Source organism: Lactonifactor sp. BIOML-A5, from assembly GCF_009677585.1.
In the GTDB taxonomy this organism is placed as follows: domain Bacteria; phylum Bacillota; class Clostridia; order Lachnospirales; family Lachnospiraceae; genus Lactonifactor.
Genome location: NZ_WKYV01000024.1, coordinates 39,341 through 51,754 on the forward strand (window position 1 = coordinate 39,341; position 12,414 = coordinate 51,754).

Consider the following 12,414-nt stretch of genomic DNA (forward strand, 5'->3'; position numbering starts at 1 on the left):
GTTGACAGATGCCAAAAAATGAAATAAGGTATTATGGTAAATGCAAAGCAAAGGGGAGACGGACCGATGAATAAGAAAGAAATCAGTGAAATAAAGAAGCTATTTACACCAGCAAACTGTGTGCTCACAAGGATCTGCGGCTGCTATGTGGATGCTGAAAAAAATCAGAGGACAAAGCTGAAGGAGGCTTTTCTGTCCCTGCCGGAGGAGGAAGCATTCAAATATTTTACGATCTTTAAAAAAGGACTGTCAGGGACAATCGGCAGGAACCTTATGAATATGGAATTTCCGCTGGACCAGGAGCTGGGAGAGGGTACTCAGAAATTTCTTCTGCGGCTGCGGGACAGCGGACTTATGGAAGAGGAACTTATAGAAGAGTTTTATCAAAAGGTCATGGATACATATCTTTATCCGGAGAACTATTATATTATTCTGGTTCACGGAGCTTATGACGTGCCGGGACGGGCCTCAGACAACCTGGATATGGAGGATGCTTCTGACTATGTCTATAACTTTATTATGTGCAGTATATGTCCGGTTAAGCTGTCTAAACCGGGTCTGTGCTATAATACTGAGACAAACCATATTGAAAACCGGGTTCAGGACTGGATCGTAGATGTGCCGGATACAGGCTTTCTTTTTCCCGCGTTTAACGATAGAAATACAGATATACACAGCCTGCTTTATTACGCGAAGAATCCGGAAGTGCTGCAGACGGATTTTATTGACCAGTTTTTGGGGTGCAGGATACCTTTGAGCGCTAAGACGCAGAAGGAGACCTTTCAGGTGATAATCGAGGAAACCTTAGACAGGAACTGTGATTTTGAGACTGTTATGAATATTCAGGAGAATCTCAATGAATTGCTGGAAGAGCGGAAGGAAGATCCGGATCCGGTTACCCTGGGAAAGTATGAGGTAAAAAGGCTGCTTGCCAACAGCGGTGTGGACAATGAACGTCTGGAGGAATTCGACTCCCACTATGAGGCGGCAGCGGATGAAAAGACTAGTTTTGTTGCGGCCAATGTGGCAAGCGTCAGAAATTATGAGATTAAGACCCCGGATGTGGTGATAAAGGTAGCAGCAGACAAGGCACAGCTGGTAGAACACAAGATCATAGACGGCGTGCCGTATATTCTCATAGAGGCAACGGATCAGGTAGAGATTAACGGAATTGCTGTGAGAACAGCGGCGGAAGAGGAACGTGAAGAGTAACGCGAGGCAGAGGCATCCATTGGAGCCTCTGCACGTAAAAGGAAGATGTCCGCAAGCGGCCGCGCCCTGGCGCGTGAGTCCTGCTTGCCGGACTCTTTTTTAAATGTGAAGACTGCTTAGAAAGGCACAGTGTTCCATAGAATGTTCGGGAGACAAAAGGATTTCTTCCCGTTCTTCGGGGTATATCCTGCATCTTGCCGCTGCATCTGTGAAGCGGCAGGAGGGACAGGAATAGTACCACTGGCAGGAACTGCATTTTTCGTGAGGACGAATGGGCGCATCCCAGAAGGTTTCTATCAGCCTTCGGTATAAAAGATAAAAGGGTTCCTGCAGAAGACTGCCCACCGGATGCTGGTTTCCCTGCAGGCAGGGGATGAGGTTGCCCGAACTACCCACATAGATTTTGCCAGACAGGCAGAGATCCCCGTTTTTTCGGCCCTCATATCGTTCCAGGGTACAGGGGACCAGCGAGGCTTCTGAGATAGGGGCAGAAGACAGCTGTACCGGGAGTATCCTGTATCCGTTATGCTTCCAGTGTTCTATGGCCTGGGGGTCTGCTGTTTCGGGGCAATAGACCGTAACGTCATGGTATTTTTTCTTTTCAGCCTGTCTGCTGCCGCAGGGAAACAGCAGTATGTGTTCCCGGAACAGCTGGGGGTGTGCAGGATCCAGTCTGGGAAGCAGAATGCTGACGCTCACATCTTTTTTCTTCAGATATCTCAGGACAGCATCAAACTCTTTATAAAGGAGCACATTGCCTCCGGTGAGCAAAAATGAGGAGGCACCGGCATCTGAGAGCGTGTCAATGATGGAAAACCAGCGCTCTGCGGGCAGATCTTTGACACTGCTGTCTCCCTGCCGGCAGGGGGGACAGAAATAATCTCTGCAGTTGTCCCCTTCTATATCGCATCTGCCGGTGAGCTGGAGTACGGCAATCTGGATTTTATAGCTTTTCAAATCTCTGTGTACCTGGAGAAGCGGGTTGACTTCCCTGAGCTTATCAATGTAACAGGGCTTATCGGAATAAAATCCCAGCTGCATTTTCTCCAGCTCGCGGTAAAAATCATTATCCTGGATTTCCTTCCCCTTTTCCGCTGTTTCCAGCCAGCTGCATTCCTGTTTTTCCAGACCGGTGAATTCGCCGCTGGAGAGATTATAGAGAGCGCCGCCCCCAATGCCTGTAAGAAAGATACAATGGTTATAAAGATGAAAATACATGGATAAATCCTCCTTTTTTCAGCTCAGTACGGCAGGCTGCCTGTGATCCTGCTTCGCTCTTCCAGATATTCACGGGTAAACCGGTCAAAGGCACAGGGCGACTCCTCCAGACATTCCGTATACAGGGTCAGCGTGTCTTTTACACATGCCTTTTTGTCTCTGCAGTAGGCGGAGGGCAGGGACAGCGCAGTATAGTCTGCCGCCTGTGCCATACAGAGGCTGCAGAACCTGGTTATCCTGCAGTCGCCGCATCTGCCGGCAAAACTGTTAAACTGGTTAATATATCCTGCTATCCTTCCATAGTCCAGTCCATGCTCTGCGTCTCCAATGGGAAAGTGGGAGCTGATCTTTTCGCACATATGATAGGTTCCGTCAACAGCTGCAAAAATTTTTTCTCCGGGGATGCAGGAACCAGTATAGGGAAAGAATGAGGGCCTCTTTTCCCCCATCACCGGATGACAGGCAAACATCTCATACCCCGAGGAGAACAGAGGGAGAAGGAGACTGCACCGGTGCAGCGAGACAGACCCTCCTTTTGCAGCCTGAAAATATTGTTCCCGGAGACGGGAGAGCTGCCGGTAAAAACGGAGCTTGTCTTCCGGTGAAAACTGCCGGTAATAATCAGTTTCTCCGGGGGATACCATGGAAAGTTCTGTGATGAACAGTTTGTTTTCTGTGACAAAAGCATCCAGGGCATCCAAATCCGAGAGATAATCCAGCCGGACACTGATCCCCAGCCGGCGGTATCCGGGGTGTTTTTTCCTGAGACGTTCGATGGCCTGAAAAGCCTGATCAAAACTGCCGCTTCCATCCTCCCGTATCCGGTTTCTGTCGTGGCTGGGCTTGTCTCCGTCCAGACTGATGATAATTCCGAAATTATGGGCTGTGAGATAGTCCAGGATATCGTCATAGAGAAGAACGCCATTGGTAGTGACGGTATAATTTACTTCACAGTCCCCGTAAATCTGGCTGCAGTAATTTACCGTCTCTTTGAGCAAACCATAATTAATCAGGGGTTCACCTCCCTGAAAAGAGATATTTGCTTTGCGGAATGGATTTTTATTGCGGATCGTCCGGTAGTGTGTCATATAATCATCCAGAACTTTTCTTGCAGTCGAGAATTTCATGGAATCACTGCTGTGGTTTCTTGTGTTTTTATAGTAATCCCCGTAATAGCAGTATCGGCAGCGCAGGTTACACCTCTGTGTGGTCTCCAGAATCAGCTGATAATACCCTTTTGTGAGAAGGTAATCCTGTACCTGGCCGGGGAGCGCCTCTGGCTTTTTTTCGGAAGCCGGACACACATGATAATCTCTCACCTGGCCGGCGGGAAAGATAAATCCGTTTTTATCGTTGTATACATAGGTGTTTCCTCGTGCAGTAGAAAACGTAAAGCTTTTCAATTGAGCTGCATCTCCTTTTATAAATGTTTGTGTGGTTATCTTGAATAAGGTATACCCTCTGAGCGGGCGTACGGCTTGTTCCGTACGTTAAAGTATATGTGGAGAGTCTGGTCTTATAACCAGTTTTCTTTTGTAAAAGGGCTGGCTGGAAGTAAGGTTCTGCATATACTAATATCACAAAAAAAATCAGGAGTTAATCAGTATGTTTTATATAAAATCCTCTGACGGAACAAAAATAGCTGTATACGATTACCGCTGCGGCAAAAAAAGAGTAAAGGGAACAGTTCTTCTGGTGCATGGATGGCCCTTGTCCCATGAAATCTATGAATACCAGATCGGATGTCTGGTGGAATGCGGATACCGGGTTGTTGCTCTGGATCTGAGGGGCTTTGGAAATTCAGACACACCTGCCTGCGGATATACTTATAACCAGATGGCTGAGGATATTTATCATGTGGTGTGCGCTCTGCATCTGAAATGTTTTACGCTGGTTGGATTCTCCATGGGAGGCGCCATTGTTCTTCGGTATATGAACAGATACCGGGGGTATGGGGTGAAAAAACTGATATTATTGTCTGCTGCAGCTCCCTCCTGGACCCGGCGGCCTGGGTACCCCTATGGTTTGACCAGGGAGTATGTAGATGGATTAATCCATCAGGCCTGTACGGACAGGGCGGAGCTGGCGTATAATTTCAGTCATAAGCAGCTGTTTGCAAGTCCGCAGAGTGAAGCGGCAAAGGACTGGTTTGAACAGATTGCCCTGTCTGCTTCCGGGATAGGGACGAAGGAAGCAGCCATTGCACTGAGAGATGAGGACGGGAAAAAGGATTTAAAGAGTGTGAGAGTGCCCACCGTGATTATCCATGGGGCAAAGGATGAGGTGGTGTCTAATGATCTGGCTTTGCTTCAGCACAAGGGAATCCCATGTTCCAAATTATATACACTGGAGAACAGCGGGCATGGAATTATGTATGATGAACTGGAGATATTTAATTGCATATTTATGGATGCTGTAGAAGGCAGAGTCTGAATATAAGGAGAAAAAGCGGCTGTATGCCGCTTTTTCCTTGACAGACAGCTGACCGAATGTTACAGTATAACTGTAATACATATGTTATACAGTAGAGAGGTAAAAAGATGGAATTTAGAACTGACATTCCGATTTACCGCCAGATAGCAACCAGTATCAAAGAACAGATAGCAAGCGGCTGTCTGCATCCCGGAGACAAGCTTTTGTCTGTGAGGGAATACTCTGTTTTTTTTGAGGTTTCTGCATTAACTATCCAGCGGGCTATGCAGCTGCTGGATGGGGAGGGCATTATATATTCCCAGAAAGGTGTGGGCAGCTTTGTAAAAAACGGAGCCGGAGAAATTGTTAAGAAAGATATGGTGGCCCGTCTGGTAAAAGAATTTGTAACCAGTATGAAAAATACAGGAGCTTCAAAGGATGAGATTATGAAGCTTGTTGAGAAGGAGGCAGGTGAGCAGGAACATGATGGAACTTGAACGTGTAAGTAAACGCTGCGGCGATATTCAGGTTATTGAGAATGTAAGCGTTGCAGTACCTGAAGGGCAGATCATCGGATTGGTCGGAGCGAATGGTGTGGGAAAGACAACTTTGTTAAAGCTGCTGGCCGGTTTTCTTCACCCGGATGAAGGAAGAATCCGTATGGAGCCGGGAAAGATTTCCTATTTGCTGAGGGAACAGGATATGTACGCCTGGATGAAAGTTAAGGACGCAGTCTGCTATTATGCCGACTTTTATCCGGATTTCAGAATGGAGCAGGCAATCAGCCTTTTGGAGGAGGCGGGAATAGAACTGCACCGGAAAGTAAAAAGGTTATCGGATGGAAATAAACAAAGGCTCTGTCTGATTCTCGCAGTCTCCAGACAGGTGCCTTATTATCTTCTGGATGAACCTGTGAAAAGTACGGATCCTAACTTTAAGAAGGATTTTAAGAAATATCTGCTGAGGAATCTTCCGGAGAATGCTACTGTGATTCTCGCCACCCATTTGCTGAAGGACCTTGAGACTCTGTTCGATACGGTTCTGGTGATGGGAAACCGTCGGATAAAAATGATAGAAGCAGAGCAGATACGGGAGAACTATAATATATCAGTAGGAGAGTACTGCGCCAGAGAGATGAACACAATGAATGCATAAGGGGAGGTGGAGATATGCTGAAATGTATGAAGTGGGAGATGAGACGGATCTTTTATCAGCTCAGGTGGATTTTGCTGACAGCTGCTGTGACTGGCGGCATCTGCTGGGTAAGATATTATGACCCGGCCGGTGCGCTGAAAGGACAGTTTGATTCTCTTTTCTGGATACTGAACGTTACTGTATCCTGCTGCGCCATCTGCCTGAGGCTTTATCCCTGGTATAATATGCTGCAGTCCTTTACCGGAGACGCTTACATAATGGAAAAATCAAGAAACATTTCCTTTGCCAGGCTGCTGTGTGCAAAGCTTCCCGGATATCTGTGTGTGCTTATGCTATGCTATGGTCTGCAGATGACCAGGGGAATGATGCTGTTGGGACAGAACCCTGAGATGGTCCTGGAGGGATCTGCCGCCAGCATCATATGGATGGACGCTTTGAGCTTTTTTGCAGAACCTGTGCTGCTTCTGTGGGTTTTTCTGGAGCTGTTCAGGAAGCTGAGACGCGGAAATGAATTTTTAGCACTGGTTCTCTTTCTCAGTGCGGACAGAGTGCTGATACGGATGCCATTTCAAAACTATACAGGCATCATAGAATTGGCCATCGCCGCCGTTTTTTTCTGGCGGATTGCCTGGCTGGCAGATCACTGTTATGAACCGGCATAGTGTAAGTTCCTTTCCGGGACTGGATAGTAAATCACGCAGAGATTTGCGTGATTTACTCATGCGGTGGGAGGAAAAAGTACCTATACTGTATCTGTACAGGAAAGGGGCGAAATATGATGCAAGTAGTATTAAAAGCAAAAGATGTGACGAAAGCTTATAAGCGCCAGGGGAATCCGGCGCTGAACCGGGTTTCTTTTGAGGCAAAGGAGGGGGAATTCCTGGGAATTATGGGGGCTTCGGGGTCCGGAAAGACTACACTGCTGAATGTACTGTCTACCATAGACAGGCCTGACCAAGGGGATATTTTTATTCATAATATCAACGTTCCCAGGCTGAATCAGGCCCAGGCCGCAGACTTCAGGAAACGTAATCTGGGCTTCATTTTTCAGGAGTACTTTCTGTTGGACAGTCTGACGGTGAGAGAGAACATTGCAGTTCCCCTAACGTTGCTGCACTGGCCTGCAAAGGAGATAGAAAAGGAAACAGAAGCGCTGGCAGAGGCTTTTGAAATCAGCTCCCAGCTGGAGAAGTATCCCAGTGAGCTGTCCGGAGGGCAGTGCCAGAGAGCTGCAGCAGCCCGGGCTATGGTAAAGCGTCCCCCGCTTATCTTTGCAGACGAACCTACGGGTGCTTTGGATTCCGGGTCATCCAGGGAGCTGATGACTGCTCTGGCAAACATGAATCAGAGGTCAGGAACCACGATCCTAATGGTTACGCATGACCCCTATGCGGCCAGCTATACGGACAGAATCCTTTATTTTAAAGACGGGTGCATCAGTGGGGCGCTGGAGAGAAACGGACAGGAACGGGGAGATTTTTATGAATGTATCCTGCGGGAGACTGCCCGTCAGGATAGAAAACGATAGGGGGTACGGGGATGAAAGTATCTTCTATGGCTATAAAAAATGTAAAGCGTAATTCTTCTTTTTATTCTCTGTACTTTTTCTCTGTGGCACTTGTTCTCTCAGTTTTTTTCTGTTTTGTCTCATTCTCTATGAATGAGGTAATCCTGGAAAAAATATCCTCAGACGGCCGTGTGGAGACAATGTGCAGTGCGGTGGCTGTTTTTGTGATTTCCTTTGTGGTTTTTTATATGTCTTACGCCAATCGGTTTTTTATGAGGCGCAGGATGAAAGAACTGGGAATATATGCTCTGCTTGGATACACCAAAACACGTATGCTCTGTCTCCTTACCCTGGAGAATTCGCTGATCTGTGCCGGAGGGGTCTGTGCGGCACTTCCGGCGGGGGGATTGCTGCACAAAGGAGCGGTGGGGGGAATTACGGCAGTTCTGGGACTGACTGTAGACAGCAGCAGGATCCCCCTGATCAATCTGAGAGCGGCGGCGTTTTGTCTGCTTACGGTTCTGGCTGTTCTTGCAGCACTTACACTGTCGAATGCGAGACTGCTGTGGAGGTCTGCGCTTATGGAAACTATCCGTATGGAGCGCAGAACGGAAAAGCCTTTCAGGCTCCGCCCGGCTGCCGGTGTGCTTGGTGTGCTGCTGCTGTTTGCGGGATATGGGCTGGCTTTGGATATGGGGAGAGGAAAGGCTTCCTTCTGGAATAGGATTGGGTTTTCCCCCATTGCACTTCTTACTATGCTGCTTGTGGTGATTGGAACGGCACTGTTTATCCTGGCTTTTCTTCCCTGTGCGTGTATAAAATTCAGGGAAAGGAAAACCATTTTTTACAGAGAAAGTACAATAATTACTGTGCCAAAGTTCATGTCCCGCCTGCGCACGAATGCAAAGTCATTGATCCTTTTGATTCTTCTGTCAGGGGGAACTCTTGCAGTGTTTGGGGCGACGGTTCTGTCTGTGTGGTACCCACTGGCGTCCCTGGAGCGGATTATCCCCTCTTCGATGGAATTCAGGGTTTTGGACAGCGGGGAGAAAACCGCGGCGATAAAGGCGCTGGATAAGACTTTGGGGAGCGGCGGATACGAATTTTGTGAGACTACAGTTAAAAAAGTGAAAGGGGCTTCAGAACGCCTGCCCGTGGAATATGGCATCAGTGCGGATAAGGGAAGGGAGCCAGGGTTTGAATGCATCCGTGAGTCTGCTTATGGTTCTCTGAGAAGGCTGCAGGGAAAAAGGAATAATCTCCCTTCTCTGAGGGAGAATGAATGTATTCTCATAAAATACCGTCCGGATCCCTCAAAAGTGGATATCGGAGCTGCCTATGCACTGGAAACAGGCGGAGGAAAAACCTGCAAGGTTACAGTAAAGGATACCAGCCTGGAGAATCCCATAGGATTCGCCAACAGTGTGGGTACTTTGGTTGTCACTGACGAGGTTTTCGAGAAGCTTTCAGAGGGACCGGCGGAAGCCTATACAGTTATGAGCTTCGGGGGCAAAGGGCTGCGGACTGAGAAACGGGCGTATGAGGCGCTGAGACCTATCTTGTCAGAAAATCCATATTTTGTGAGCGCCTTTCAGCGCAAGTCAGAACTGATAAAGCTGAATAGTTCTACCTTGCTCTTAATCAGCTTTGCGGCAGTGATTTTTCTGATTGCAACGGGTAGTATCCTGTATTTTCAGACGGTCTCCTCTGCGGTTTACGACAGACCGGACTATGAAATAATGGGCAAAATGGGGTATAATCATGATATGATAAGGAGAGCAGTGCGCAGGCAGGTACGGATTTATTTTCTGGTGCCTTTTCTTATGGGAACTCTGCACAGTGTATTTGCGCTCTTTTGTTATAAATCAGCTTTGATGGATGACCTTCTGGGGAAAAGCAGTGCGGTGCTGGTTCCGCTCCTTTTCTCTATAGGAAGCTACTCCCTGATTTATCTGATATACTACCAGATGACTAAGAAGGCTTGCTATGGGATTATTCTGAACTGGAAAGGACGGTGAATCAAAAATGGAAAAACGGTATCTGGTCAGGCAGGGGATTCTGGTTATCAGTCAGGCAGGTGCGGTTGTAATTCTCTGCCGAATGGCGGTGGATGGAAGTCAGTCAGGTCTGGCAAATACGTTTCCCCTGATACTTATATCCCTGCTGTTCCTTGATGCCGCTTATCTCTCACTCAAGAATCTGAACAACAGCCGCATATTGACGCAGTTCTCTTGTCTGCTGCTCCTTGCGGCGTGGCAGTTTTTGTTTTCTCTGTTTGGGCGGGATGGAATTCTGCACGGGATTTTTTATCTATTGATACCGATAACCGTACTGCAGACCATAGATTTCTTACAGACGTTTCTGTTCCAGGACTCATCCTATCGGGGGCAGAAATCATTTTTGTTTCTTTTGAGAATTACCTGCTGTTGTTCCGCAGCCGCATATTTCTTATCCATGCAGGCTTTTTCTCTCGCCCTTCTTCTGCAGTCTGCAGCTGCACTTGGGGCAGGGACCACCCTGATGCTGATGCACCGTAAGAGGATTCTGTTCTTTCTTAAGAGCCAGAAGAAGGTGCTGATCCGATCTTTTTTGTTTGTAGTTCTACCATTTACCTGTTACATTCTGGTTTTTATTGATCGGGCCCGTTATCTGGAGAATATGGGAAGCTACTTCATAATTATGACCTCATTTGTCAGCGTGCACAGTATTGTAAATGGGAGAGGGGCTGATGCTCCCATTTATTTTGCCTTAAGGGGAAGGGAGGCTGTCCTTATTCTGTGCCTCGCCGCCGGAACTTCGGGGATGGTTGGATATCTCACAGGGCTTGGGACGGTGGGAGCTGTTATGGTTTTCCATGTCTTATCTCTGCTGGCTCAATGCTTTCAAATCCTTTTGTATCACAGAACAGTATGCAGGGGAGTGGGAAATTATTATGGGTATTCCTTGTCACAGCTCAAAAGAGAAGAGAGACTGCGGGAGGATTTTTCTAATTATCTTCATGATGAGATTCTGCAGGATTTGCTCTCTATTAAGAATCTGGCAGGCAAGGCAGAAAGACCGGAGATTAAAAAACTTATCGCTGAGACAGCAGATGGACTGAACCGGTCCATTCGGGCAAGGATGGAGAGTTACCGCCCCACCCTGTTGAGAAGCCTGACGTTAAAAGAAAATATGCAGAATATGCTGGATACACTTTCGGCTGATTATGGGGAGAAGGTCGGAAAAATAGATTTCATCTGTGAGGAGAATATTTTTCTCGTGGAGCCGTATAACGTTATGGTATACCGTATCCTGCGGGAGCTGGTTACAAATGCCCTGAAACATGCACAGGCAGCTGAGGTAATAGCTGAGCTGTCACAGCAAAAGGGAAAGATACTTCTGGAGGTTACGGACAATGGGACAGGGTTTGAACAAGAAGAATACAGGCATCAGAGCCATAGGGGGCTGAACTCCATTTTGGAGCAGGTAAGTATGCTGGGGGGAACTATGCAGATCTGGTCCGGGAAAGGAGCGGGTACACGGATAACCATTGCCATGGAAATGAAAGGGGAGGATTCGTATCAAAGTTTTATTGGTGGATGATCACGCTCTTTTTGCAAAGAGCCTTTCCATTGTATTAGAAGATTTTCCTGAGATTCAGAGCTTTTCCTGCGCTGCGGCAGACGGCGGGCTTATCGGGCGTGTGAAAACGGAACAGCCGGATATTTTGCTGATGGATATTAATCTTGGGAAAATGAATGAAGAGGACGGGCTTCTTTTAGCAGGACATATCCTGGAAGCGGTGCCCTGGCAGAAGATAGTTATGCTGTCAGGGTATGACCTGCCGGTGTATCGCAGGGAGGCCAGACGGCTGGGGGCTAAGGGGTTTGTGAATAAGAATGTGGAACCGGAAGAGCTTGTGGCTGTACTGAAAAGAGTGCACCGGGGAATGGTTTGTTTTCCGGCAGACACCTGGATGACGGAAGACTTGACAGAGACAGAAAAAAGAGTGCTGGAATTACTGGCGGCAGGTACAAAGCGAAAGGATATCGCACGGCAGCTGTACAGCAGCGAGCGCACGGTCTCAAATCATCTGCAGCATATCTTTGAAAAGCTGGGGGTCTCATCTGCTGTTGAGGCTGTTACGAAGGCCATTCAGATGGGATATATTGTCCCGGACTTTACAGAATATGAAGGATAGACCGGAGGCAGGGGCTGCTCTCCGGTCTGTAATATTCAGATATCGATAGATGCAATCTCGGGGATATCCTTTAGCAGCCCTATAACGTCTTCAACCTCGTAGTTAATTGGAAATCTCACAAAAAGCTTCAGTTCCAGCATCTGTCCCCCCACTCTGGTGGCTTTCATATTCGATATTTTTATCTCTCTGCTGGTGAAAGCGCGATCTAGCAGGCTGTTGACATCCTGATCCTCCTGAATATGAATGGTGATTTGTTCAATGGCAGGAGATTTTACAATTTTCAGATTCCGGTGAAAGATGTACTGCATCAGAAGAATGATAAGGGTTGATGCAACTCCCATAATGTACATACCGGCACCGAAGGCCATTCCGATGCCCACAGTTGCCCAGATTCCTGCAGCCGTGGTGAGGCCGCTTACGTTCATGTTTCTTGTAAAAATAACGCTGGCACCCAGAAACCCTATGGCAGTTACCACGCCGGCTGCGATTCGTGAGGGATCCAGACGGATGGTGTCAGAGAGAACATCATAAAAGGCATATTTGGATAAAATCATCATAAGAGCAGAGGCCAGAGATACAATGGTATGGGTTCTGATTCCTGCAATTTTCAGACGGCTTTCCCGCTCATATCCGATGATTCCGCCGCAGATGGATGCGCCCAGCAGGCGTAGAAGAAAGATTCCCTGTTCCATAAAATAAGCCTGCAAAATATCACCTCCTTGGGTTGTAT

The 12,414-nt window shown here is 47.6% G+C and carries 12 protein-coding genes; 9 read left to right on the plus strand and 3 right to left on the minus strand.

Annotation, left to right across the window (positions count from 1 at the left end; all coding sequences use genetic code 11):
• Positions 1-66 precede the first annotated feature (66 nt).
• Complete coding sequence (locus tag GKG41_RS17310) at positions 67-1,212, plus strand: DUF4317 domain-containing protein (protein ID WP_154260945.1); 1,146 nt, start codon at positions 67-69, stop codon at positions 1,210-1,212.
• Between the two features lie 99 nt (positions 1,213-1,311).
• On the opposite strand, the gene GKG41_RS17315 is transcribed toward GKG41_RS17310, so the two are convergent.
• Complete coding sequence (locus GKG41_RS17315) at positions 1,312-2,430, minus strand: hypothetical protein (protein ID WP_154260947.1); 1,119 nt, start codon at positions 2,428-2,430, stop codon at positions 1,312-1,314.
• A 23-nt stretch (positions 2,431-2,453) separates the two neighbouring features.
• Positions 2,454-3,833, minus strand: coding sequence for a radical SAM protein (locus tag GKG41_RS17320; protein WP_154260949.1), 1,380 nt, complete (start codon positions 3,831-3,833; stop codon positions 2,454-2,456).
• A 202-nt stretch (positions 3,834-4,035) separates the two neighbouring features.
• Between GKG41_RS17320 and GKG41_RS17325 the strand changes: the two genes are divergently transcribed.
• The 8 genes from GKG41_RS17325 to GKG41_RS17360 all read left to right on the plus strand — a co-directional run bounded on the left by GKG41_RS17325 (position 4,036) and on the right by GKG41_RS17360 (position 11,684).
• Positions 4,036-4,863, plus strand: a complete 828-nt coding sequence (locus tag GKG41_RS17325; protein WP_154260951.1) for an alpha/beta hydrolase — start codon at positions 4,036-4,038, stop codon at positions 4,861-4,863.
• A gap of 107 nt (positions 4,864-4,970) precedes the next feature.
• The gene (locus GKG41_RS17330; RefSeq protein WP_154260953.1) at positions 4,971-5,339 is read left to right on the plus strand and encodes a GntR family transcriptional regulator; all 369 of its coding nucleotides are present in this window, start codon (positions 4,971-4,973) and stop codon (positions 5,337-5,339) included.
• Positions 5,326-5,997, plus strand: a complete 672-nt coding sequence (locus tag GKG41_RS17335) for an ABC transporter ATP-binding protein (RefSeq protein WP_154260955.1) — start codon at positions 5,326-5,328, stop codon at positions 5,995-5,997. Before GKG41_RS17330 ends, GKG41_RS17335 begins: the two co-directional genes overlap by 14 nt.
• Before the next feature lie 14 nt (positions 5,998-6,011).
• Entirely contained in the window at positions 6,012-6,659 is a 648-nt protein-coding gene (locus GKG41_RS17340; RefSeq protein WP_154260957.1) for a hypothetical protein, read from the plus strand.
• 113 nt (positions 6,660-6,772) lie between these two features.
• Positions 6,773-7,525 (plus strand): ABC transporter ATP-binding protein, encoded by a 753-nt coding sequence (locus tag GKG41_RS17345; protein WP_347563323.1) that lies wholly within the window; start codon positions 6,773-6,775, stop codon positions 7,523-7,525.
• A gap of 11 nt (positions 7,526-7,536) precedes the next feature.
• Positions 7,537-9,522: an FtsX-like permease family protein gene (locus GKG41_RS17350; protein ID WP_154260959.1), complete on the plus strand. Its 1,986-nt coding sequence runs from the start codon at positions 7,537-7,539 to the stop codon at positions 9,520-9,522.
• A gap of 7 nt (positions 9,523-9,529) precedes the next feature.
• Complete coding sequence (locus GKG41_RS17355; RefSeq protein ID WP_154260961.1) at positions 9,530-11,086, plus strand: ATP-binding protein; 1,557 nt, start codon at positions 9,530-9,532, stop codon at positions 11,084-11,086.
• Positions 11,079-11,684 (plus strand): response regulator transcription factor, encoded by a 606-nt coding sequence (locus tag GKG41_RS17360; protein WP_256282118.1) that lies wholly within the window; start codon positions 11,079-11,081, stop codon positions 11,682-11,684. Before GKG41_RS17355 ends, GKG41_RS17360 begins: the two co-directional genes overlap by 8 nt.
• Before the next feature lie 35 nt (positions 11,685-11,719).
• On the opposite strand, the gene GKG41_RS17365 is transcribed toward GKG41_RS17360, so the two are convergent.
• Positions 11,720-12,391, minus strand: coding sequence for an MgtC/SapB family protein (locus tag GKG41_RS17365; RefSeq protein ID WP_226903577.1), 672 nt, complete (start codon positions 12,389-12,391; stop codon positions 11,720-11,722).
• Between the last annotated feature and the right edge of the window lie 23 nt (positions 12,392-12,414).

Excerpts from the sequence above, each read along its gene's own strand:
- GKG41_RS17345 (WP_347563323.1), top strand. The coding sequence starts at position 6,773 with ATGATGCAAGTAGTATTAAAAGCAAAAGATGTGACGAAAGCTTATAAG.
- GKG41_RS17315 (WP_154260947.1), bottom strand. The coding sequence starts at position 2,430 with ATGTATTTTCATCTTTATAACCATTGTATCTTTCTTACAGGCATTGGG.
- GKG41_RS17310 (WP_154260945.1), top strand. The coding sequence starts at position 67 with ATGAATAAGAAAGAAATCAGTGAAATAAAGAAGCTATTTACACCAGCA.
- GKG41_RS17335 (WP_154260955.1), top strand. The coding sequence starts at position 5,326 with ATGATGGAACTTGAACGTGTAAGTAAACGCTGCGGCGATATTCAGGTT.
- GKG41_RS17355 (WP_154260961.1), top strand. The coding sequence starts at position 9,530 with ATGGAAAAACGGTATCTGGTCAGGCAGGGGATTCTGGTTATCAGTCAG.
- GKG41_RS17325 (WP_154260951.1), top strand. The coding sequence starts at position 4,036 with ATGTTTTATATAAAATCCTCTGACGGAACAAAAATAGCTGTATACGAT.
- GKG41_RS17330 (WP_154260953.1), top strand. The coding sequence starts at position 4,971 with ATGGAATTTAGAACTGACATTCCGATTTACCGCCAGATAGCAACCAGT.
- GKG41_RS17350 (WP_154260959.1), top strand. The coding sequence starts at position 7,537 with ATGAAAGTATCTTCTATGGCTATAAAAAATGTAAAGCGTAATTCTTCT.
- GKG41_RS17340 (WP_154260957.1), top strand. The coding sequence starts at position 6,012 with ATGCTGAAATGTATGAAGTGGGAGATGAGACGGATCTTTTATCAGCTC.